We start from the raw sequence: 24,100 nt of genomic DNA, 5'->3' as shown, positions 1-24,100 counted from the left end.
ATGTTATATTGATCGTTCGGTTTTTTTACCCTTCTTGCCTGTACCTTTATCCGGTCTTAGCCTTAGCTTTATTTATGAAATCACTTCATTATTATAGATCTCGATTTTGTTAACCAGATGCTTATCCCTATTTTTTTACATATAGTTAAGTAATGCATAAGGGTTAATAATACAGCACCTGTATTCATGCCTAAGATGATGCCTCCCATGTTAAGAGAGGCTTGGGAGCCGAGAATATACATCATCACAAAGGCGACGATATGTGACCACACAGTATGGAAAAAAGCCTCTTTAACTAAGCCTAAGCCAATAAGATAGGCTTGCATCGGAATAACAAAAAAGTGAAAAAGAAAATAAGGACATAATAATTTTAAATAATAAGCAGCTGAAGTGGAGGAAAAAAAGAGTGAGGTCAAAGGTTCCGCAAAGAGATAAATAAAGACCACTGCAGGAACCCCATACAAGATAGTAAAAGACATCGATTTTTGTAATAAGACTCTCAATTTTTCCTCATCCTGTCTCTTGTAAGCATTCGATACATTAGGGATAAGCATTATCATTAGTGAATGAGCAATAAAAGCAGGGAAGAAGCCGATAGTCATCGCAACCCCTGTGAGCATCCCAAAATGTTCAGTAGCCATTACCGCGCCGAATCCTGCTGAGAGAAGGGCAGCATGAATCAGAAAAGGTTGAATCGCATTTGTTATTGCGTGAAAGATTCTTAGTCCCATAGTAGGTAGTGAAACCTCCAGCAACTTTTGACGTGCATATCTACCAGGGGTACGCGAGTTTGTACCACGCTTCATAATACGCATTTGAAGAATCAACAGGCTAATCAGGTATAAAAAGACGAGGAACTCACTGCCTATTAAAACAAAGAAGGCCATCAGCAGGGACTTTTCCTGGTTAAAATTAAATAAGGTAAAGATGATGAACAGCAATCCAAATTGAATAATATCTTTTAAAAAGTTGGAAAATGCAATCTTTCCCATCTGCTGAACGCCCATAAAATATCCTCTTGCAATCGACGAAAATGCGACTATAGGGATTAAGGTAATAAGCAGCCATTTTATATATGGGTGGTATCTGTCCATTATGGATGAAAAGGTAAGAATAAAAGGCATGACGGCACACATAACCAGCACTACAACCATAGCCATTTTAAGTGCATGTATCACAAGATTATAATGCAATGTGTGTTTATTTTCTGCCACGAATTTTGAAATGGAAATATGTAATTCAAGACTGGCAATCACATATATCAAAAAGAAAATCGGCAATATAGACATATAGAGCCCCATGCCTTCTTCTTGTAATTCCCTGGCTAGGATCATGTTCACTAAAAATTCGATACATTCACCAAAAAACGCTGCGACAATCAAAATGAGCGTTCCTTTATAGAAAGATTTCATGTTGGCACACTCCTAACAAAGGTGTTTGTATAAGATATGAGACATGCCATGGAATATTCATAAGGAAGGACATAAAGCGGAGGTACTTATTGACTTATCACGGTTTTACTAAAAAAATTTAGATTAAGAATGTAAGTTTTTTTAAGAACTCCTTAATGGAAAGTGAGCATAGTTTAACCTTCACATTAATCTTTTCATACTAATATTTTTCCCCTTAAATCGTTCGGAAAAAAGTACGGAAATAAAAATAACAAAACCCTGTTGGATTTTGCTAAGAATTTTCATTTTTATCGTTGATAATCATCTTTGTTTTATTTGGGGCACATTGATTTAATCCATAGATTTTTCTAGGACTTCAGCTAATGGCACATTATCGTATGGTGAGCGTATAGATAGATGTTACTTTAGAATAAAGTTTGATCATTTTCAAGGTTTAAGTACGAAGAATACTCTAAGTTATATAGGAAGTTACCTTTATGCACGATGCGATAGTTTATTTAAATTGATTTTGTCATCGTGATATTCGTAATTTCATAGCCCGACTTTTCATATAATCCACGTGCAATTTTGTTATGGCCAAAAACGTGAAGTGAAATTTTCTTCATTCCTAATTCTTTAGCGATAATTTCAATTTCTTTCATTGCATTCTTACCATATCCCAGCCCTTGATATTGCTCAAAGATAATAAAATCATAAATAAAGCCTTCGTCATTATTTGTAGGTGATTTTTGTGCAATCCAAATCGTTCCGACTATGTGTTGGTCGTGAAAGATAGAGAATATATAATTAAACTCGGATTTTTCACCTTTTGGTAAAAGTTGAGTAAATTCTTTCCTAGAAAGATCCATTGCTTCATCTTCACTCCAATTTCCAGAAGCAACTTTGTCTTTTGCATAGTCATCAATTGCATGAATAATATATTGCTTGAAATCCTCTTGTTTAATAGGTTTTAATGTAACCATTTAATTCCCTCCTAATATATTGATAATTCTTCTATTAAACATAATATATTTTAAAAAACTATCGCATACCTGTTAGCTCAATAATGTTAATTCATCTTTTTTTATAAATAATGAGACTTTATCCAAAAGCCACAATAGACGCTTAGAGAACAAAGTTTGTTTAAAATTTATTCTAATTCAAGTCATCGCATATTTTGCGGAAAAACCACAGCTTTTTCTAATCACTGATTATTTCATTCTCATGATGGCCACTCTTAAAGTGACCTTTGTTTTATTATTAAAAGTTTTGGCTAAACCAGATGAACTTAGTTAAAAAAATTTAGTGATTTTTCAATTTTCCCCTAGATTAGAAATGCCGGATAAATAGTAAAGGCCTTCTACTAGAGGATATATTCACTTTGTAATTCAGCCTATATTTTGCTATTCTGTATTCAGAGGAGATGATCAAAATGAAATTTACATCTATTAGTAAGTCAGACATTGATGAATTATGCATTGCGTTTGAAAGTTGTTTAACACAACATGATATTACATTCAAATATGTAGATATGACAGAAGATAACGGAATAATCTCGTTTATTTTTTGCAATGATCCGGAAAAGGCTAGATCAGTCGATTTAGAAGGCAAACAGTTTATTGGATTAGATACAGATTACATAGCCAAGGAAATTTTGGAACCAATCCTGCCTCGGTTAAAAGAATATGCAAAAAAATAAAATCATCGTTTAAGATGATTTTATTTTTTTGCTTAATTACATATTTGTTATCCTAAATTAAAAGCTGCTGTTATTTTTGAGGGTGAAATGGTAAAGGGATTCCGTTTAAATGCAAAGTCTACAATCGCTGGAAGCAAACGAAATTCAACTTTTAGTAAACGAGTTAAACCTTTAGCTACTGATTTGAAGATTTTTCATCTGATACTATGAGTTTGTTTCTTTTGGACAATACTACTAGCCTTGTTGCTTTACTGACTCGATAAGGCTAGCTGTTTCCGAACATCCATTGACTCTTACAAATTAAGTTGGAATTTTACACTAAGTCCCCATTTAAAATCAAAATGGGGACTTAGTGTAGTTAACAATTATTATTTGTTATATATGAATTTAGTTAAAGAACACGAACTGCTTTTACAAAGCGAGGTTCCCAGTAAGAACTGTTAATGTTTGCATAAGATACACCTTTAGATGTTGAAGCATTAAGCATTTGACCGTTACCGGCATAAATTCCTACGTGATTAATTACTCCATCATTATTGGTATCAAAAAATACTAAATCTCCTTTTTGCAAGGTGTTCGAAGATACAAGTTTCCCAACCTGGGATTGAGCCGATGAAGTTCGTGGTAAGGAAATACCTACAGATTGGAATGCTTTCAATGTGAATGAAGAGCAATCAAATATGTCAGTACGTGATGTGCTTGCACCATAAACATACCTAGCCCCTAAATATTTCGCACCAGCAGCTAATATTTTATCAGCTTGTGCTGAATTAGTTGATATGGACTCTTTTTTAGCTACAGATGATGTAGCTTTTCCAGAAAGTTTAATAGACTGACCAGTATGAATAGTATTTGCATTTGAAATGCTTGGATTTAAAGAAAGTAAAGAATTTACCGTTGTATTATGTGCTTTAGCAATTTTGTCTAGGGTGTCACCTGATTTGACTGTATAGGTTTTACTTGAACTACTTTTGCTAGCCGTTGAACTAGATGTAGAGGCTTGTCCAGATACACGGATAGATTGGCCAATACGAATACGATCTGAATTAGAAATATTAGGGTTTAATTTAATTAATGCACTAAGAGATAGATTATATCTTTTAGCAATTGTAGATAAAGAATCCCCAAGTTTAACCACATATTTTTCTGTTGTATTAGTACTGTTATTCGTAGATTTGTTGAATTCATTAATCTTTAAAACTTGACCTGGCAAAATAAGATTACTAGTCAAATTGTTTTTAGATTTTAATTTTTGGACAGTCGTATTATGTGTTTTAGCAATTTTGTCTAAGGTGTCACCTGATTTGACTGTATAGGTATCACTTGAACTACCTTTTTTAGCTGTTGAACTAGATGTAGGGGCTTGTCCAGATACACGGATAGATTGGCCAATATGTATACGATCTGAATTAGAAATCTCAGGGTTTAATTTAATCAATGAACTAAGAGAAAGATTATATCTTTTAGCAATTGTAGATAAAGAATCCCCAAGTTTAACTACATATTTTTCCTTTGTATCTGTACTTTTATTATAGTTGAATTCATTAATCTTTAAAACTTGACCTGGCAAAATAAGATTACTAGTCAAATTGTTTTCAGATTTTAATTTTTGGACAGTTGTATTATGTGCTTTAGAAATTTCGTCTAGGGTGTCACCCGATTTAACTTGATAAGAACTAGCATAAGCAGAAGTGCTGGCAAATAGGGTACCTATAATAGTTCCCGCGAGAATAAAAGAGTTTTTCGAATTCTTCATATAGGAAAGTTCCTCCTGATGTGGTAAAAAAATATTTAACCTTTATATTATAGGGCTATGAAATATATAAAAACCATGACAAATAGAATAAAAAAGTGTTTCGAATAATACAAAATAATTTCTAATGTTACAGTTTTGTTACTAGATGTCGTGTTTCAGGACAATTGGTGTGTATCAATAATAGTTATCTATAGGTTTCTTCTATTGATAATATAGTAATTTTCGGTAGAGATAGATCCTGTTGAAGGGTTTTAGAAAGAAAGTTGATAATAATACCTTTTTAAAAAGAGGTATAGAGCATAGAGAATATAAAATCTGAGGGGAACTAGTAAGGTGGTTTGGATGCTCAAAAATTGAGGGAGATGGAACAATGAAGAAATTACTTACTGGTTTGGTAGTATTCACAATGGCCCTGGGGATAACTTTTTCAACCACCTCTGCATTTGATGGGATTTCACTATCCGCAAAGCTGGGATAAAAACTCTATTTTGCGGAAGGACACTCATGGAGTGAAAGTCTCTTGTTATTCGAGGGAGGAAAAGATCTGCAGATTTAATCTTGCATGGACAGTCATGTTATACGCAGTAGTTATGTATTTCGTTTATCGATATAAAGAATTTGGCGAAGAAAATTTATAGTCGCTCAGTAATGACTGCAGCAAAGGACAATCTTTCAGACACCTGGGTTAACATAGTAAAGGTAGTATGAATTAAATTATCGGTTCACATTTTAACCACAAATTGTAGCTTCCAAAGTTCCTGCTTTTAAAGCAGGTAAGGAAAAAAGAAGCTGTTTAATAGTTGTTTAGTGTAAAAATACTCTGGAAATGAGATATCTCCAGAGTATTTTTTCTTTATGTAAATACTCTTGCATTGATTTTATGTAATGCCCAGTATGAAAAGCAATCTAATTTAACTAAGATTGCTTTTCATTACTTTACTTTCTTCTCTAGATAATCCGACAAGATTAGATGACCATTTTTTTACCGGAATTTAATTGCACTTCCTGTTGAGGTGTATTTACTTTCTTGTTTTTCTTCACCTTAAAGTGATAAACAGCATAACAACCAAGGAAGAACGATCCGCCGCAATAAAGGGCCATCCGCTGTTCAGGAACAAATGCTAGACTAATCATGACGATGCAGTTTGCTATTAAGGCAAGAATGGGAATAAATGGATAAAGTGGTACTTTGAATTTTAAATTTTCTACTTTTCCACCCTTACGGATATATGATCTTCTAAAAGCAAGAAGAGAAGCGGCAATGGCAATCCAGCCAATTTGTGCTCCTAATCCAGCAAGGGAGAGAAGAAAAACAAACACTGTTTTTGCAGCTACTACACTTGAAAGTAAAGACAACCCGGCTATTGCAAGGGTGATAAGTAATGCATTTAGTGGAATCCCTCTCTTATTTACCATACCGAGCTTTGGACTTGCCATTCCTTCTCTAGAAAGCGAGTACAGCATTCTTGTCGCCGCATAAAGGCCGGAGTTTGCAACTGACAATAGAGCCGTGAGAATGATAAAGTTCATAATGTCCGCCGCATAAGGCACTCCTATGCTATCTAGTACAACAACGAATGGACTTTCAGCGATTCCTGCTTTTTCCCTTGGAATCAATGCTGAGAGTACAGAGACTGAAAGCACAAAGAAGAAAAGAGTTCGCCAAACTGTTTGTTTGATAGATTTAGGTATGACCTTTTCTGGGTTTTCACTTTCTCCTGCTGCAATTCCGATTAACTCTGTGCCCTGGAATGAAAAGTTCACTGTAATCATTGTAATAAGTAGGGCCGATATCCCATTCGGAAAGAGGCCTTCATTGAAAAAGTTGGAGAAAAACGGTGCCTCCTGTCCGCCTTTCATATCAATAATACCAAACATTGCAGCACCGCCAACTACGATAAACAGTATAATGGCCAATACTTTAATGCTTGAAAACACAAACTCCGATTCGCCAAATGCCTTTGCTGATAAAGCATTTAATAAAAAGATGAGAAAAGCAAAGATTGCACACCACATCCAAACGGGTGATTCAGGAAACCATCTTTGCATAAGTTGTCCTGCTGCCAAAAACTCTAAGGCAACTGTAACTGCCCAACCTAACCAGTATAGCCATCCAATGGCAAAGCCGGTTCCAGGACCAATGAATTTTGTCGCATATGTCTGAAACGAACCGGAAACAGGCATGGCAACCGATAGTTCACCGAGACAAAGCATTGTTAAATACATGATAAAACCGCCAACTATGTAAGAGAGAATAGCACCGATGGCCCCTGCTTCATGAATGGTGTAGCCTGAACCAATGAAAAAGCCTGTACCAATACATCCCCCTATTGAAATCATAAATAAATGTCTTGCTTTCATGCTCCGTTTTAATTCATTTGGTTGATTTTCTACTGTTTTCATTGAAAAACTCCTTTACCTGATGGGTGCAAACGGTTTCATTTATGTTAGGACGTTTTTAGGGAATTAATGTTTCTCCATTCACAAGTTTTATGCTTTGATTTCAATCTTAGGTGATATTATCCCTCGAATAAGAGATTGCTTCTGCATGTAGAGAAACAGGAGTTAACATAGGTACCAATGCAAAAATAATTTCGATGACGTCGCTTAAGAAAGAAAAAGAAGCCAAACGTCTGGAAAATATGGATATAAATTGATTCATGTGGGCCATCCGTCAATGGGGAAGAAGCCCGCAGATGACAATATGGGCTTTTTTCAATGGACCATCTTTTTAAAAATTTGAGATTAATAAAATCGCTCTATATTCCTATCAATAACAGTTATCTCGAAAAAGTTCGACTATTTAACATCAGCCAGTAAATTAGGAGTGATAAGGTGATCGTCCGCTCCATAAAGTAATTTTTCTCCAAGCAAAGAGCCCATTAATGCGACAGCAACTTCAGCTGTTTTATTATGCTCGTCCAATATTGGATTTATCTCTACAAACTCTGCGGATGTAATGATATTGGCTTCAGCTAGCATTTCCATGGCAAGATGGCTCTCACGGTAACTAATACCTCCCATGACAGGCGTTCCTACTCCCGGCGCATCGTCTGGATCAAGACCATCAAGGTCAAGGGATAAATGAACAAGATCTGTACGTTCTTTAAGATAGGCAATCGATTCATCCATTACTCTTGTCATTCCCAATCTATCAATCTCATGCATTGTATATACTTTAATACCCTTTTCTCTAATTAACTCTTTCTCACCTTGGTCCAAGGAACGGGCACCAATAATGACAATATTCTCTGGTTTGATTTTTGGTGTATATCCACCAATGTTAGTCAGTGCAGGGTGGCCAAGTCCTAAACTTACCGCTAGAGACATACCATGTATATTTCCTGAAGGAGAAGTTTCGGCTGTGTTTAAATCGCCATGCGCATCATACCAGATTACCCCTAAGTTCTCAGAATGCTGTGCTAAACCTGATAATGTCCCGATAGCTATACTATGATCTCCACCTAAAACTAAAGGAAATCGATTTAATTGAGTGACTTCAGCAACTTTTTGACTTAATTTTTCATTGCCTTCTGCTACATCCTGTAAATTCTTTAAATTAGTATCTGTATCACTTTGTGCTCTCTCTCGAATCTCTACTTTAATATCACCTTCATCATGGACAGTATAGCCAATGTTTTCAAGTCTTTCACTCAATCCTGCATATCTGATAGCACTTGGCCCCATATCCACTCCTCTTCTAGTTTGACCAAGATCCATTGGAACACCAATAATTGAAATTTCTTTCTTCATGTATAATTCTCCCCCTTCAATTTTTCTTCCCTAGTATAAGGGTAAAAGGATAGATGACTCAACTCGACATTTTTTTGAATATTTATACGATTGAGAATAGAGAGAAAGTCATGGTAAAAAACACCTATTGACAATCCGTGATTTATGCAAAACCTTCCTCACGAGGTTATATGTTATGTTTAAATACAGTGTTTTAAATTAGTACATAATCACAATGCTTAAAGAGCTGCAAACCTCATTAATGAGAGGGGGCAGTTCTTTCAAATTAGACTTCCTAGTGAAGAGATGATTGATTTCAGGAGTTATAAATACCTTGAGCAAATCAATATACAAGCAGGAATTAGAGCAGTTACTAATATAAACCAAGGAAGGATTTTATATCTTCATATTGAATATATTAGGTAGACAGTTTTTTTCAGCATAAGAAAAATTTCTAATAGTATATTATTCTAATTTTTATTTCACATAGTTAAAATAATCATATTTCACTACATATATCTTATCTAAAACATTGAGTGTTTTTGTATATCGATTTAGGTATTGTCTAGGAGGTATTTATGCAGAAAAGTAATAATAAACAAAGTGAAACAATGGATCGTAGCGAAACGAATGATAGTATTCAGCATCTATCGAATCGTTGGTCAAGTAAGATTAATAATTTTTTGGTACTCTGCATTTATGAACAAAACAATCAATATCATGATTTCAATAAGGTATTCAAATCACATAAGCTGGAGGGTTCGACAGGTTTTCTAACGTTTAAAGATGGATTAAATAATAAAAGCTTTGTTATTTGGGAGAATGCATATAAAGAAAATGAAGAACTGTTTGCCAAGTTGAGGCTAACGGCGAGAAACGAAACGATATCACAAATAGCTCAAAATGTTGTGTTTTACCTTTTATGTGAATATGAAAGAATTTCTTCTAAAAGTCATGCTATTTTAAAAGAAAAACAGTTAATAGAAGATGCAATATATCAAATGGAGAAAATTTTGAAAAATGATACATTTTTGGCTGAAAAACCTGTTTGGGATGAATTCAATAGCTGGTTTAGACTTCAAATAAAAGAATGTATCCTTGAAGAAATAGCCATATCAATTGGCTTTAATGAAATGGAAAGACTCGATGTTCAAGAATTGAATAAATTATTTTATCATTTTCTCACTAAAAATTTTGCTGAAAACAAAGAATTTGTTTCGAAAATAACATATATAGTAAATGGGTATACCCAAGAGTGGGTTGATAAAATTATTTTTGAATTTAATTTAGAAACCAGTACGATTGAAAAAATAGAAAATCTTCTTTGTTTTAAAAAAGATTCTTTTCAAACATCAGATTTATTATTATCCACAATAAGAGATTTTTCTTTCAACTTTACTATTCAAGACCATTTGCTTGTGATGAATAGTGCCCCGTACCAATCAGTTAGAGACGCCATCTATAAAAAAAATTTCGGAAATGATGGGGATATCCCTTGGCCTGCAACACCTATTCAAAAAGGTAATACAGAAGGTTTTATACAAATTATCCCTATAGAGTACAATCACACATCAATTATTGAGCATGCAATTGTTAAAGAAGCATGGAACCGAGTACAATTATTGTCTGATGTGGATGTAGATGTATTTGATGCACTTTGCAGCCTTTTTTTATCCAAGGCAAGGCATAATGAAGAAATAGTAGAAATCTATTTGAATGACCTACTATCAATTAGAGGGTTAAAGCCTAAACTTGGAGGAGACGGGCGTCGAGGTGGATATGAAGCAAGACAACGCGAACAAATTTTGAAATCACTTACAAATATTCAAAGCATATGGATTAATATTAACAAAGCTGTCATCTATGAAAAAGGTAAACCTGTTCAGACAACACTCCAGGGGCGGACGTTCATTTTTAAAGATTATACGGGAGAAGAATATGTTATTTCAGAAGAAACATGTAGAAAAAAGATAACGTTTACAATTGATAAAGTGTTTGCTAAGTATCTAAATGGTTCTGCAAGGCAAGTTGCTCTTCTTTCGATTAAGGCATTGCAATATAATCCTTATAGACAAATTTGGGAGAAAAGACTTACAAGGTATTTAAGCTGGCGTTGGAGGACCCAAGCTAGAAAAGGAGACTTTTTACAGCCAAATAAAACAAGTACACTATTGGAATCAATCGGCGAAAAAATGAATAATCGCACACCTTCTCGTACTAGAGAGCGGTTTGAAAAAGCTATGGATACATTACTAGAAGATGGTGTCATCGCGTCATGGCATTATGAAAAATGGGATGAATCTATTGCGGATTATAAAGGATGGGCTAGTATTTGGTTGAATTCTATGATTTTAATAGAGCCACCGGAGATTATTAAGGACCAATATCGTTCAATTGAAAAAAAACAAAAAGTTCGAAGTGACATTCGGCCTTCACAACAGGATTCTAATAGTCAAAAGAGAAGTGAAAATATTGGTGAGCAAATAAGAATCACTAGAAAAATTCTTAATCTTTCTTTATATCAATTAGCAGAAGAACTAGAAATATCTGCTCCTTACGTGAGTAACATTGAGAGAGGGATCAAAAGGCCATCACATAAAATTCGAACGAAAATGATAAAATGGCTGGAAAAACAGGAACATAAAAATAATTCATAGCATTATACTAAACCTCTTCATCTATATGGAAGAGGTTTTTTCGTTATTAAATGTGAATGTTCTTCTAGATTCATGAACTCTTGATAAGGAAAAATCCTGAATGTATTCTTCATATTTTGTTATACTTTTTAATTTTAAGAAATTTCCCATATATGGTCTTCTAAAAAAAGTTTGGCGCTTATCTTGTTCCAATGTCGGGGTTATCGGTGCGTAAAGTCGGGGTAATCGAGAACATTTATTTTTAATAGGATTCTCGAAAACCTTGCTGCATATAGTTTTTTGCAGCCTTTTTTTATTATTAACACCCTAATGTTTAAATGAATTTAACAAATGTGATTTTTAAGAATTTTATTGCCTTCCATGTAAGATTACAACAAAGATATTTTCTGTATATGTGGGGGGGAAGATTTTTGACAAAAGATAATAAGTTAAATAATTCTTATGAAACTCTTGAGCCATTATTTAATCCTAAATCTGTCGCAATCCTAGGTGCTTCTGAGAGTAAATACAAAATCGGATATTTACAAGTTAAAGCTCTTTTAGATGGCCAGTTTAGTGGAGAGATATATCCAATCAATCGTAAAGCAAAAGAAATCGAAGGTTTAAAATGTTACCCATCTTTATCAGATATCCCAAACGATATTGATTTAGCTATTTTTTGCCTAGGTGCTGAACAGGTACAGCAAGCTTTAGAGGACTGTGCGCAAAAGAAAGTAAAAGCAGCGATCATTTTTGCTGCAGGTTTTTCTGAAACTGGGGAAGAAGGTGTCAAACAACAGGAGACACTTACTGAACTTGCTAGAAAGAATGGCATACGGATAGTGGGACCTAACTGCGTTGGTTTAGTAAATTTGTCTAATGGTTTAATAGGTACTTTTTCACCTGCTATTCTATCTGTACCTTTAAATGATCAAAGAGGTGTGGGGTATGTTTCACAAAGTGGAGCGTTTGGTGTATTAACTTATATGGCAGCAGCGCAGAATGGGCTAAGCTTTAATTACTTCGTGAGTGTAGGAAATGAAATGGAAACTGAATTCTCAGATATTATTGAATATATGATTCATGATCCAAAAACAAGTGTAATAAGTGGCTACTTAGAAGGAGCTAAAAATCCAGATAAATTAAGAAGCTTAGCTAAAGAAGCGTTGGATAGAAATAAACCAATTGTTGTCATGAAAACAGGACGAAGTATAGCCGGTAGCAGAGCTGCTGTATCTCATACAGGATCTCTTGCCGGATCAGATAAGGTATATGATGCCTTTTTTAAACAATCAGGCATGGTTAGAGCCGACGATTATGAAGATATCATATCTTTTTCAAAGCTTTTCCTTTCCAAGAAACTTCCAAATGGAAGGAATACGGTAATAATCACTAGTTCTGGTGGCAGGGGTATAAATGAAGCAGATCGTTGTGAGGCCTATGGTCTTAATATCATACCACTAAGTTCGAAGACAACAACAGAGATTAAGCGCTTTTTACCTAACTTTGCAAGCGCTTCCAACCCTGTTGATTTAACAGCTGCTGCATCAGTTTCAAATCCAGAATTATTTATAGCTCCATTACGAGCACTTATTGAAGATCCAGATGTCGATAACATCATTTTCACAGAATTTCCGTTCAGTTGGACCGCTGAAAATCCATTATTGCAAGAGTTTATAGATATTTGTAGCCGTTCAAATAAATTTGTATTTATTACAACATTCCCGTTAGATGGTATGTCCCTTCCTCCGGGAACTCCAGAGCTTGTGAAAAATGGTATTCCAGTTATACCAGGTAATCTAAATCCAATTAGAGGATTAGCTAAATTAGTGGAGTACAGTGAATACTATCGGAAAAATCATGAAGCAAACGTTTTCAATTCCTCAAAGAAAATAGAGAAACAAAGATTACAAAGCTTGTTGGAACCCGGTACTACATTAAGTGAATCTCAAGCAAGTGATATTTTAGAACGCTATCAGATTCCGACAACAAAGCGGGTAATAGCTGAAAATGCAGAAAAAGCTTCCCAACATGCAAACAAAATCGGTTACCCGGTTGTGCTAAAGGTTGATTCTCCAGATATTCCTCATAAAACGGAGGCAGATGCCATTCGATTGAATCTAAAAAATGATCAAGAAGTAAAGAAAGCATTTAATGAGATAAAACGTAATGCACTAAATTATAAACCAGATGCAAAAATCAATGGAATTTCTGTTCAGGAAATGTTACCTGATGGAGTTGAAGTTATTGTTGGTGCGAGTAACGATCCTGTATTTGGACCAGTTATTATGTTTGGTTTAGGCGGAATATTTGTTGAGATTTACAAAGATATTTCGTTTAGAATAGCCCCTCTAACGAGAAAAGATGCGCTTGAAATGATTGAAGATATTAAAGGAAAAGCCATTCTAAAAGGGACGCGCGGAAAATCTTCTATTGATATTGAAGCCATCATTGATGTGTTATTAAAGGTTTCTGCTCTGGTTACTGATTATAAAGACTCCATCGAAGAGTTGGATATTAATCCTTTAATAGTTTATGAAAATGGGATCAAAGCGGCAGATGCCATGATTGTAGTAGGAAACAAAGTCGATGATAAAGCAACGATTAGGGGGTAGAAAGCAAATGGATTTGGAAAATTTAAACGGTTTAACGGGATCAGAATTTATATTTGAAGTCGAAAAAAGGCATATACGTCAATTCGCAGAAGCGATAGGCGACCTTAATCCTTTATACGTGGATGAAGAGTATGCTGCAAAAACGTCATATGGCGGCATTATTGCACCACCAACCTTCCCTATAGCAATTGGACAAGATAGTGGAGAAAGCCTTGACTTAGGTCTCGATCAAAAAAGAATGCTGCATGGGGAACAGGAGTTTATTTATAATCGTCCAATTCGACCCGGGGATATCTTATATTGCCAGATGAAAGTATCTGATGTGTACGAACGTGAAGGAAGAAAAGGACCTATGCAGTTTTTGGTACTTGATACAGAAATGAAAGATGAATCTGGAGAGTTGGTTGTTATTAGCAGAACGAATATTATTTACCGTCCTTTAAGGGGCAGTCATTCTCCTGTTTGAAAACATCATCAATTATAAGTGAGAAGCAAATTAATAAGAGAGGAATAATCATCCAAGACAGAAGGATAATTTGCCACTGAAAGGAGGAATTGAAAATGTTGATTTATGAAGGTTTATATGAAGGTCAAAAGCTTAAGTCCCTCATCAAGCCGGCAGTAACAAAGGTGCAACTAGTCAAATATGCAGGTGCTTCAGGAGATTTTAACCCGCTACATACAGATGATGCCTTCGCAAAGGAAATCGGAATGCAAGGTGTGATTGCTCATGGAATGCTGGTAATGGGATTTTTAGGTGAATATGTAATGAAACTGGCTGGTGATACAGCGGTGCCGTCTAACTTTAGAATGAGATTTGGCGCTGTAACTCTACCAGGAGACCAAATTACTTGTTCTGCGTTTGTAAATAATGTTTATGAAGAAAAAGGTCAGCGGTTTGTCAGACTTGACCTTATTGCTGAAAAGGAACCAGAGCAGGTAGTAGGTTCAGGCCAAGTAGTTTTACAGTTTCAGTAAGTAGTTTTTAAGCAATCAAAGGGGAGGTATTTTTTATGGGAAGCATAAAAGATCGCTATGCCATAGTTGGTGTAGGAGAAAGCGAGCGTTCCAAGAATTCGGGCACAACTCCGTTACATTTGGCATTGGATGCAGCACGAGCTGCATTGAATGATGCTGGTCTTCAAGCGAAAGATATTGATGGTTTTATGAGTTATTCAGAAAATGATTCTTGTACATCACATCAGTTAGCAACATATTTAGGGGTCCGTCCGAAATATGTAAAAGATATTATGGGTGGAGGAAGCAGTACGGAAATGTTGATTGCTGATGCCGTTGGACTTATTGAAACAGGCCAATTAAATACAGTATTGATTTATCGTTCTATGAATGGTCGTTCTGGTGTGCGCATGGGCGGAGGCGGATGGGATGTAAATATGCTTCAATCAGCCATTGAAGGAGGAAGCTTTATCATTCCTTACGGAGCGGGTAGTCCATCTCAATGGTTCGGACTTTTTGCAACTCGTCATATGCATGAAACTGGGCTTACCCAGGAGCATCTTGGACATGTTTGCTTAAGTTTTTATGAACATGCTCAACGGAATCCTAAAGCTTACTTTTACGGTAAACCTTTAACGATGGAGGAATATCAGAAAACACCATATTTAAGTTATCCGTTTAAAAAACATGACTTCTGTCTGGAATCTGATGAAGCAAATGCGATTATTGTTACATCAGCAGACCGAGCTAAAGATTGCAAATCCAAACCAGTATACATCATGGGTTTATCAGCTAGACAGTGTGTGTCACATGCACATTATTGGAATGATTTATCTGAAGTAGCAGCAGACTATGTTGCCCCTGAAGTATATAAAATGGCTGATGTACAACCTGAAGATATTAATGTTGCTTCTATTTATGACTGTTATAGCTGGGTTGTCCTTCGTCAGTTAGAGGCATATGGATTTGCTCCACGAGGTGAAGTAGGGAATTTCGTAGCCGAAGGAAACTTGCGTATGGGTGGAAAATTACCTTCAAATACAGCAGGAGGAATGCTGTCAGAAGGCTATACACATGGGATGAATAACGTATTGGAAATTGTTAGGCAAGTTCGGCACGAATATAAAGGATCAGATCGTCAAGTAGAAAATTGCGAAATAGGCATATGTACTGGCTGGGCTGGTCCTGATATGGCTGGAGCTATGATTCTTAGAAATTAGGAGGGGACAAAATGGAATTCCAAAAACCAATTCCGCTGAAAACACAAGATAATAGTCCGTATTGGGATGGAGCAGACCGTCATGAACTGATTCTACAAAAATGTAAAAGTTGTAATGAATATTCACATCCTCCAGGTCCGAGTTGTGCAAAATGCGGCAGTACTGAACTAAGCTGGGAAAGCCAAGGCAGTGATATAAATGGAAAAGTCTATTCGTATATTGTTTCTTATCGTCCTTTTCTTCCGGGGTTTCAAGATGATTTACCGCTCATTATTGCGATTGTTGAATTAAATAAGTTGCCACAGGTCAAATTAATCGGAAATATTCTTCAATGTTCACCTGATGATATTGAAATAGGAATGCCTGTTAAGATGATTTGGAAAGAAATTACGGAAGACCGCTCACTTCCGCAATGGACTCAAGTGTAGAAAAATAATTTTGTTTAGCTAAAAAGGAGGAAAGAAAACTATGGATTTTTCATTTACAACAAAAGAAGAAGAATTCCGACATGAATTGAGAACCTGGCTTGAAGAAAATTTACCTGAAGGTTGGTTAGATGGAACTAACAAAGTATCTAAAAATGAAGATGAGTATGCTATTTTCTTGAGAAACTGGCAAAGAAAATTATATGAAGGTGGTTGGGCAGCGGTTGCTTGGCCTGAAAAATATGGAGGTCGAGAAGCAACGTTGATGGAGGAAATTGTTTATCAACAGGAAATGGTTCGTGTAAAGGCGCCTGCACTTGTGAATTATGTAGGCATTCATATGGTAGCACCGACTCTAATGCAAATTGGGACAGAAGAACAAAAATCAAAGTATATCCAAAAGATTCTCACAGGTGAAGAGGTATGGTGTCAAGGATATTCCGAACCAAACGCAGGATCCGATTTATCAGCTATTCAAACAAGCGCAGTGAAAGATGGAGATCGTTGGATAATAAATGGTCAAAAGGTATGGACCAGTTTTGGTCATTTAGCGGATCGATGCTTTTTACTAGCTCGAACTAATCGTTTCGATAAGAAGCATAAAGGAATAACTGTGTTTCTTTTAGATATGAATCAACCAGGAGTAGAAACTAGACCTATCATTCAAATGGATGGTCAGCATGATTTTAATGAAGTGTATTTAAATGATGCGATTGCGTATGATGCTGAAATTGTTGGTGAAGTGGATGAAGGTTGGAAGGTTACAATCGCCCTGCTTATGCACGAGAGAACAGGAATCGGCGGACAGGTTTTTACACTAGAGCAGCAGTTTAATGAACTTGTGTCTTTGACTAAAGAGTTAAAAGAGGATGATCAGCCATTAATGGCTAACCCGCTTGTTCGTAAAGAAATGATAGATTTATATACTCGTACCCGTGGTTCGCTATTAAATTATTATCGGAATTTAACGAAAACATTAAAAAACGGTCATCCGGGAGCGGAAGGCTCAATGGATAAATTGATGGTAAGTGAACTCACCAAAGAGCTTCTTTCTCAATCGATATCTCTACAGGGTCATCAAGGCGTTTTATGGAAAGAAGATGCAATCACTGCCAATTCATACTGGCAAGATAATTATCTTTATTCCTTCGGCCAGACAATTGGCGGAGGAACGAGCGAAATACAAAAAAACACAATTGGAGAAAGAATTCTAGGTTTGCCGAAAGATATGGGACGTTAAGACTAAAAAGGGGTGATTAAAGATGGATTTTTCTTTAAATCAAGAGCAAGAGATGTTTAGAGGATATGTCCGAAAGTATTTAGATGATGCCGGGCAAACAAAAACGGCCCGTGAATTTATAAAAGGTGAAACAGAATCATTACAATCAATATTAACTGGTATGGCCGAATTAGGTTGTACAAGTATTAATATTTCGGAAAATTACGGAGGAATGGGTTTAGGTCCTCTAGATTTAATACCTGTTCTTGAAGAAACTGGTCGTTCTTTATTGCCAGGCTTATATTTAGAAACGAATGCACTTGCAGTTCCATTACTAGAGAAATTCGGTACGGAAGAACAAAAAGAAAGATATTTGTCTGAAATTTCGAATGGGACAAAATCATTTTCTCTAGCTTGGTTGGAACCAGGTGGAAGTTATAACCCATCTGGTATTAATCTAGCAGTAAAAGAAGAAAATAACCATTTGGTATTAAATGGTGTGAAATCATTAGTTCCCGATGCGGAGTTAGCTGATCATTATATCGTACTAGGTCGCACCAGTACAGGTAATGGTAAAGAAGGGATTTCATTAATTATTATTGATCGAACATCAACAAACATGACTATCCAAAGCCAAAAAAACATTGATGAAACGCGACGATTAGCAGAACTAACATTCAATAATGTTGAAATTCCAATGAATCAAATACTTGGACCTCTCCATCATGGCTGGGAAACTCTTCAAGAAGGGTTACTCTCTTTCAATGCGGCTCTTTCCGCAGTAATTGTCGGTAGTATGGAGAAAGTGGTAGAGATGGCTGCAGAGTATGCAAAAATTCGGGAACAGTTTGGTCAGCCTATCGGAAGATTTCAAGCTATTAAACATAGAATAGTAGATATGAAAATGGATCTTGAGACAGCTCGGTCCTTAGCTTATTACGCAAACTGGGCTTTGGAAAGTAATGCAGAAGATCGTGTTCAGGCTATTTCTTGCGCTCGATTATTTGCAACTGACGCATTTACCCGTATTTCTTCCGATAATATTCAGATTCATGGTGGCATTGGATTTACAGAAGAAATTGATTGCCATCTTTTTGTCAAGCGTGCTAGGCTCTATGAAAATTATTTAGGCAGTACAGAGCATTATTATAATCAAGCGGCTACAGCATTAGGTTGGTCTAACAAAGATGAAGCTATTATTTCTGTTTAAAAGGCTTACTTATTTTGAAAGGGCGGAGATTCTCATTGAAAACTGCAAATGAAATAAGAGAGTTTCATAATATCATAAATGGAAACCTGATTTCTTCTTCTTCGGGAACCCGAATAGAGAGTATTGATCCTTCAACAGGAAAGGTCTGGGCTACATTTCCTTGTAGCACCAGCCAAGATGCTGAATCGGCAGTAGAAGCAGCTCGAGCTGCTTTTGAGGAGTGGTCGTCTCGACCGGCTATGGAACGTGCTGCTTTTTTAAGACAAATAGGTGACTTAATCATTCAACATGGTGAAGAGTTAGCTGAACTAGAAACAAGAGATAATGGATGGGTAATTAAAGAAACGAGCTATGGTCTAATCCCTAGTTTAGCAAGTCTTTGGTATGATGCAGCAGGAGCAACGGCTGTTGGAAGTAAGGGGAAAACTGTTCAATTGGGTCCAACAAGCGTTGGATATACATTGAGGGAACCATTAGGGATCGTAGTAGGCGTTCTTCCATGGAACTCCCCACTTTTTACTTTTTCTATTAAAGCAGCCTATGCGCTTGCTGCTGGAAATACGGTGATTATCAAACCATCAGAAATGGCATCTATTGCTTCATTACGATTTGGTGAACTAATTAATAAGATCCTTCCACCTGGAATTCTAAATGTTGTATCAGGAAATGGAGTGGAAGTAGGAGATACATTAGTCAGTCATCCTGGAGTAAACAAGATTAGTCTAACTGGATCTGGAGGTACGGCTAGGGCGATTGCGCAATCAATAGCTCGGAAACCAAAGCCGATGATTTTAGAACTGGGTGGGAAGTCACCAAACATAGTCTTTGCAGATGCTGATCTTGATAAAGCTGCACAAGGAGTTACAATTTATGGAATCTTTAGTGGTAACGCAGGTCAACTCTGTGTAGGTGGATCACGGATTCTTATTCAAAGGCCGATTTTTGATGAGATGATTATCAAAATGAAAGAAGTAATAGCTCAGCAAATTCAACTAGGAGATCCAATGAATCCAAAAAGCTCAATGGGACCAATTGCTAACTTCTCACAATATGACAAGGTATGCTCGTATATAGAATTAGGAAAAAAAGAGGGGGGAGAAGTTATCATAGGCGGTCGTCATGGAGGTGCCGCTCTATTACCTGACGATCCCCAATTAGCGGATGGTTATTGGGTTGAGCCTACGTTAATTAAGGTCAATAGTAATTCTCTTCGAATCTGCCAAGAGGAAATCTTTGGTCCTGTAGCAACCGTGATACCATTCGATACGGAAGAGGAAGCAATAGCCATTGCAAATGATAGTGCATTTGGTTTAGGAGCTGGCGTTTGGACATCGAATTTGGATCGAGCTCACCGGATGATTCGTCAATTAGAATCAGGAAATGTCTGGGTGAACTTGTTCCGTAGAGTTGGACCAGAGCTTCCATTTGGAGGACAAAAAGACAGTGGATTTGGAACGGATTCCATCCTTGAATATACCCGTGAGAAGACCTGTTATATTGAAATCGGATGAACCTCACATTATGTAATCTAGCTAGTAAAGAACTTGTTGTAAATAGAGAAACTGGAGGTTCAATAAATGGCACAAGGGTCTAAAGGTGTTTTTTATGGATGGTATGTTGTGTTGTGTGGCTTCTTTATTATGTTCGCCGGCTTCTCTATAATAAATTCTTTACACAGTTTATTCATGGTCCCTGTTACAGATGATTTAGGGATAAGCAGAACCGCTTTTTCAATCGCACTTTCGATTGCCGGCCTTGGAGTGGCTGTTGCTTCTCCATTCATGGGTAAACTGCTAGCAAAAGGAAATATGAAATTGATTATGTCAATTTGCGTAATTATGGCCGGAGTAGGATTTATGTCATATTCGCTAGCAAACTCAGCGCTATATTTTAGCATTGTAGGATTTATGATTGGTATCTGCGTGGCAGGTTTCTCCAATATCCCGATTTCAATTATGGTAACCAACTGGTTTTATGAAAAAAAAGGGAAAGCAATGGGTTTAGCCTTTGCGGGTTCAGGTATTGGAGCTGCAGTGTTAAGTCCAATTTTAACTACATTAATCTCAAACTACGGTTGGAGAACAGCCTACGTTATTGCTGGTGCACTTATCATTGTTTTAACGTTGCCTTTAGTACTACTATTTGCCAAGAAAAGTCCTGCTGAAAAAGGACTAGTTCCACTGGGAGCAGACGAGATGGAATCTGCAGAGAATTTAGAGTCTGAACAGAGTGGCCTAACCATGGGAGAAGCAAAGAAGACAGCTATGTTTTGGATTTTTGTCCTAGGAATCGTTTGCTTTGCATTAGTTGCAGGCGGCGTTCAAATGCATATTCCAGCCTATCTAATGGATATCGGACATCCAGCCATCTTTGCCGGCACAATTTTTGGTATTCTTTCCCTTGCAAATACGGTAGGGAAGTTGATTTTAGGTGCAGTATTTGATAAGTTCGGTACTGCAGGTGGTGCAATTTATGTTGGATTTTGTATGACGACTGCTATGGTAGCGCTTCTGTTAGCTAAGACACAAGCATTCGCTTTCTTATTTGCAATTGCATTTGGCTTTAGTATTGTCATTTCCACATTAGGTCCGCCTTTTATGACTAATGATATCTTTGGAAAGAAAGATTTTGGATCTATTTTTGGTATAGTGCAAGTTTTCTTTGTAGCTGCAGGTTCCTTTGGGGTAATAGTTTCTGGTTTAATCTATGATGTAACTCAAAGCTACCGTGTAGCTTGGATTTTCTTCCTTTGCTTATTCATCTTCAGTATGGTCTGTGTGTTAGTAGCAAACAGTATGAAAAAAACAACGAAAGAAAAATTCAAAAACACTTCCAATCAAAAAATTATATAAAGTAGTTGAATCATGTTAATAAATCCTAAGGAATATCACTGCTACGACATTTCAACTTAAAATGTACCATTCCTATTAAATGAATGTTTTCTAAAAAAAGACACTAACTTTACGAGTAGTGTCTTTTTTCTTATTCAACTTTTCATAACCAAGGTGAGCTATTCTCTATTTTGTCAATTAGTAATCAAATTCATCATTTATGAGAATATCCAAGAAATATTAAGAATATTCATGTGTCTGTTTAGGGTTATTTGTGAAGGGGATTTTTGTCCCTTAATATCGAAACCAATTACAGGGCATGGATCCAGAGAGTATCACAGTGGCAGGTGACAGCGATTATCTTGATGTCCAAAGAGCATGGAGGTCCGACTATCCGCCAACAATTGTGAAAAAAGTATCAGATCGTTCGTCTTTATCATCCAACTTTAGGTGGAAGTAGTAAAAGAGAATCTGTATGGGAAATACATACACAAATGGATTTGTGAACAATACCATAAGCATGCCGGGCTGCCTTTTCTATGTAAACGTTGATTATCCTTGTAACGATGGATAATACCTCCTAATTTATTTTAGTATAGCTAATGACTAAGGTTGAATAGGCATATCGAACACAAAAATCGTCTTCGCAGTATCAATATCTATATTAATATCCGTAATCGAACTCAAAATCAGTTGATTGTTGGAAAACAGGAGGGTTGAATAACTTAAAGCGATGGGAGAATTAGACGTTAAAAAGCTGACATATTATAAGTTGGTATAAGAATACGAAAGAGATGTAAAAAGGATTATTATATATAGAAGAAACACGTCAAAGAAGAGCATCTGCCTAGGGAAAGGCAGATGCTTTTTCAACAAAATGTTTTTTGGATAGGGCATTCCCAACGAAATTAATCATATCTAAATAACGAGAAGGAGATATTTAGATATGATTTCATCACGAAAAATTCTTTACTATTTCATGAATTTTTTCAGGTTTCAAAAATGATGATATGGATTCTTCAGTTTGAATGGTAAGAGCAGCACCAGCAAGACCTAATTTGCAAGCACTAAATAGCGATTCTTCGTTCAGGATTCCGTAGATTGCACATGAAGAAAATGCTTCACCAGCCCCTGTGACATCAACCACGTCAGTTTTGAAAGGAGGCAAGTGTCCAGATTCCTCTGTAGAAAAATAATAAACCCCCTGATCACCAAGTGTGATAATAACTTTTTGAACGCCACGCTGTCTAATTTTTTCACAGGCTAATTGGCAATCCTTGATTGATTCGATTTTTATTTCAGCAAGTATCTCTGCTTCTTCTCGGTTAGGCATCAGCAGTTCTACACCGTCAAGACGAAATGGAAGTTTTCGTGCTTTGGCTGTAGATACAGGGTCAATGTACATAGGAATGTTTTCATCGCGGCAGCGGTTAATTAAATAACTGAGACATTCCTTAGGAATATTCGTATCCAAAAAAACAGCTTGGGAGGAAATGATATAGGACCATTTTTCCTCAAACATAGATGTTGTTATTTTTTCGTATATATTCATATCAGCCATGGAGACAATGCTTTCACCATTAATATCTAATAAGGTGGTAAAAGTCCCTGTTCGCTCTGTTGGTAAAACCCATACTTGACTAACATCCACTCCTTGTCTTTTCGTTTCATTCAGTATCCAGTTACCTTCTTTGTCGTCCCCTACACAAGCCATAAGAGTAGTGCTACAGCCGAGTCGACTTAAATTTTCGGCAAAGTTGCGTGCTATTCCGCCACAAGCTTCAGTAATTTTTACTGGATTAGATGAATATAAACGCACCTCCTGATTTGATCGGGCTTTCCGGTCTGTGTTTGCCCCTCCAATACAGAGGATCGACGATTCTTCTCGGAGAATATAGGCGCGTCCTTTTATTTCACCACGTTTCGTCAAGTTAGCAATATAATTGGCAACTGCAGGTCGTGATAAACCAACTTTACTTGCTAATTCTTGCTGTGATATGAAAGGATTTATTTTTATGTAATCTAAAATTTGTTTCTCTTTATCCATGAAGTATCCTCACTTCTCATTAAACGATAGTTTATTATATAAACAAAAGTTTGTAAACGTTTAATTGTAAATAGATTAATCATAATAACTTTATCTTCTGTTTGTTTACAAGATAGCCGAAATTTCTTAGTATACAAAATACCCTTTTTTTTGAACCTGAGTAAAACAATAGGATTAATTACTTTTTTTGAAAGAAATTTTTTAGTATTCTCATTTCTAGCGACAAATAAATTATACGCTATCTAAATTTTACAGACAAATGATTGGCCAATCAATAATAAAAAAATAGATTGTAAAAATGTTTATCTTTGATTTATATTGAAGATTATGATTTTTTGTTGGATTTTCAAAAATCATATTTA

17 protein-coding genes are annotated in these 24,100 nt (G+C 36.1%); 11 read left to right on the top strand and 6 right to left on the bottom strand.

The window, feature by feature from the left end; all coding sequences use genetic code 11:
* Window positions 1–80 precede the first annotated feature (80 nt).
* The gene (locus NST21_RS15660) at window positions 81–1,412 is read right to left on the bottom strand and encodes an oligosaccharide flippase family protein (RefSeq protein WP_340890098.1); all 1,332 of its coding nucleotides are present in this window, start codon (window positions 1,410–1,412) and stop codon (window positions 81–83) included.
* A gap of 497 nt (window positions 1,413–1,909) precedes the next feature.
* Window positions 1,910–2,374 (bottom strand): GNAT family N-acetyltransferase, encoded by a 465-nt coding sequence (locus tag NST21_RS15655; protein WP_056523612.1) that lies wholly within the window; start codon window positions 2,372–2,374, stop codon window positions 1,910–1,912.
* 449 nt (window positions 2,375–2,823) lie between these two features.
* Between NST21_RS15655 and NST21_RS15650 the strand changes: the two genes are divergently transcribed.
* Window positions 2,824–3,090, top strand: a complete 267-nt coding sequence (locus NST21_RS15650; protein ID WP_057216891.1) for a hypothetical protein — start codon at window positions 2,824–2,826, stop codon at window positions 3,088–3,090.
* Between the two features lie 391 nt (window positions 3,091–3,481).
* Here the strand turns inward: NST21_RS15650 and NST21_RS15645 are convergent, their stop codons facing one another.
* From NST21_RS15645 to rocF, 3 genes are all read right to left on the bottom strand, one after another.
* Window positions 3,482–4,846, bottom strand: a complete 1,365-nt coding sequence (locus NST21_RS15645; protein ID WP_340890092.1) for a C40 family peptidase — start codon at window positions 4,844–4,846, stop codon at window positions 3,482–3,484.
* Window positions 4,847–5,812: 966 nt separating this feature from the next.
* Window positions 5,813–7,249, bottom strand: coding sequence for an amino acid permease (locus NST21_RS15640; protein ID WP_057216893.1), 1,437 nt, complete (start codon window positions 7,247–7,249; stop codon window positions 5,813–5,815).
* A 396-nt stretch (window positions 7,250–7,645) separates the two neighbouring features.
* Entirely contained in the window at window positions 7,646–8,599 is a 954-nt protein-coding gene (rocF, locus tag NST21_RS15635; protein WP_340454886.1) for an arginase, read from the bottom strand.
* Between the two features lie 557 nt (window positions 8,600–9,156).
* Between rocF and NST21_RS15630 the strand changes: the two genes are divergently transcribed.
* From NST21_RS15630 to NST21_RS15585, 10 genes are all read left to right on the top strand, one after another.
* On the top strand, window positions 9,157–11,235 hold the full coding sequence (locus tag NST21_RS15630; protein ID WP_340890088.1) for a helix-turn-helix domain-containing protein: 2,079 nt from the start codon (window positions 9,157–9,159) through the stop codon (window positions 11,233–11,235).
* Between the two features lie 410 nt (window positions 11,236–11,645).
* Window positions 11,646–13,829 (top strand): acetate--CoA ligase family protein, encoded by a 2,184-nt coding sequence (locus tag NST21_RS15625; protein WP_340890086.1) that lies wholly within the window; start codon window positions 11,646–11,648, stop codon window positions 13,827–13,829.
* A 7-nt stretch (window positions 13,830–13,836) separates the two neighbouring features.
* A complete protein-coding gene (locus NST21_RS15620; protein ID WP_056523592.1) occupies window positions 13,837–14,295 on the top strand; it encodes a MaoC family dehydratase N-terminal domain-containing protein in 459 nt (152 codons plus the stop codon).
* A 95-nt stretch (window positions 14,296–14,390) separates the two neighbouring features.
* On the top strand, window positions 14,391–14,807 hold the full coding sequence (locus NST21_RS15615) for a MaoC/PaaZ C-terminal domain-containing protein (RefSeq protein WP_340890082.1): 417 nt from the start codon (window positions 14,391–14,393) through the stop codon (window positions 14,805–14,807).
* 35 nt (window positions 14,808–14,842) lie between these two features.
* Entirely contained in the window at window positions 14,843–16,006 is a 1,164-nt protein-coding gene (locus NST21_RS15610) for a thiolase C-terminal domain-containing protein (protein ID WP_340890081.1), read from the top strand.
* A gap of 11 nt (window positions 16,007–16,017) precedes the next feature.
* Entirely contained in the window at window positions 16,018–16,434 is a 417-nt protein-coding gene (locus tag NST21_RS15605) for a Zn-ribbon domain-containing OB-fold protein (RefSeq protein ID WP_340890078.1), read from the top strand.
* Between the two features lie 40 nt (window positions 16,435–16,474).
* Complete coding sequence (locus NST21_RS15600; protein ID WP_340890076.1) at window positions 16,475–17,671, top strand: acyl-CoA dehydrogenase family protein; 1,197 nt, start codon at window positions 16,475–16,477, stop codon at window positions 17,669–17,671.
* A gap of 22 nt (window positions 17,672–17,693) precedes the next feature.
* Entirely contained in the window at window positions 17,694–18,860 is a 1,167-nt protein-coding gene (locus tag NST21_RS15595) for an acyl-CoA dehydrogenase family protein (protein WP_340890074.1), read from the top strand.
* Window positions 18,861–18,895: 35 nt separating this feature from the next.
* Window positions 18,896–20,371, top strand: a complete 1,476-nt coding sequence (locus NST21_RS15590; protein WP_340890073.1) for an aldehyde dehydrogenase family protein — start codon at window positions 18,896–18,898, stop codon at window positions 20,369–20,371.
* A 66-nt stretch (window positions 20,372–20,437) separates the two neighbouring features.
* Complete coding sequence (locus NST21_RS15585; RefSeq protein WP_056523576.1) at window positions 20,438–21,712, top strand: MFS transporter; 1,275 nt, start codon at window positions 20,438–20,440, stop codon at window positions 21,710–21,712.
* Window positions 21,713–22,646: 934 nt separating this feature from the next.
* On the opposite strand, the gene NST21_RS15580 is transcribed toward NST21_RS15585, so the two are convergent.
* Window positions 22,647–23,738: a carbohydrate kinase gene (locus NST21_RS15580; RefSeq protein ID WP_056523554.1), complete on the bottom strand. Its 1,092-nt coding sequence runs from the start codon at window positions 23,736–23,738 to the stop codon at window positions 22,647–22,649.
* Window positions 23,739–24,100: the final 362 nt, after the last annotated feature.

Source organism: Peribacillus sp. FSL K6-1552 (genome assembly GCF_038005205.1).
Taxonomy (GTDB): Bacteria; Bacillota; Bacilli; order Bacillales; family DSM-1321; genus Peribacillus; species Peribacillus butanolivorans.
Note: the sequence above shows the minus strand (reverse complement) of the source record. Positions and strands in the feature narration are given on the sequence as shown.

What these genes read in the sequence shown, in the direction of transcription:
- NST21_RS15660 (WP_340890098.1), bottom strand. Translation starts at nt 1,412, where the DNA reads ATGAAATCTTTCTATAAAGGAACGCTCATTTTGATTGTCGCAGCGTTT.
- NST21_RS15655 (WP_056523612.1), bottom strand. Translation starts at nt 2,374, where the DNA reads ATGGTTACATTAAAACCTATTAAACAAGAGGATTTCAAGCAATATATT.
- NST21_RS15650 (WP_057216891.1), top strand. Translation starts at nt 2,824, where the DNA reads ATGAAATTTACATCTATTAGTAAGTCAGACATTGATGAATTATGCATT.
- NST21_RS15645 (WP_340890092.1), bottom strand. Translation starts at nt 4,846, where the DNA reads ATGAAGAATTCGAAAAACTCTTTTATTCTCGCGGGAACTATTATAGGT.
- NST21_RS15640 (WP_057216893.1), bottom strand. Translation starts at nt 7,249, where the DNA reads ATGAAAACAGTAGAAAATCAACCAAATGAATTAAAACGGAGCATGAAA.
- rocF (WP_340454886.1), bottom strand. Translation starts at nt 8,599, where the DNA reads ATGAAGAAAGAAATTTCAATTATTGGTGTTCCAATGGATCTTGGTCAA.
- NST21_RS15630 (WP_340890088.1), top strand. Translation starts at nt 9,157, where the DNA reads ATGCAGAAAAGTAATAATAAACAAAGTGAAACAATGGATCGTAGCGAA.
- NST21_RS15620 (WP_056523592.1), top strand. Translation starts at nt 13,837, where the DNA reads ATGGATTTGGAAAATTTAAACGGTTTAACGGGATCAGAATTTATATTT.
- NST21_RS15615 (WP_340890082.1), top strand. Translation starts at nt 14,391, where the DNA reads ATGTTGATTTATGAAGGTTTATATGAAGGTCAAAAGCTTAAGTCCCTC.
- NST21_RS15610 (WP_340890081.1), top strand. Translation starts at nt 14,843, where the DNA reads ATGGGAAGCATAAAAGATCGCTATGCCATAGTTGGTGTAGGAGAAAGC.
- NST21_RS15605 (WP_340890078.1), top strand. Translation starts at nt 16,018, where the DNA reads ATGGAATTCCAAAAACCAATTCCGCTGAAAACACAAGATAATAGTCCG.
- NST21_RS15600 (WP_340890076.1), top strand. Translation starts at nt 16,475, where the DNA reads ATGGATTTTTCATTTACAACAAAAGAAGAAGAATTCCGACATGAATTG.
- NST21_RS15595 (WP_340890074.1), top strand. Translation starts at nt 17,694, where the DNA reads ATGGATTTTTCTTTAAATCAAGAGCAAGAGATGTTTAGAGGATATGTC.
- NST21_RS15585 (WP_056523576.1), top strand. Translation starts at nt 20,438, where the DNA reads ATGGCACAAGGGTCTAAAGGTGTTTTTTATGGATGGTATGTTGTGTTG.
- NST21_RS15580 (WP_056523554.1), bottom strand. Translation starts at nt 23,738, where the DNA reads ATGGATAAAGAGAAACAAATTTTAGATTACATAAAAATAAATCCTTTC.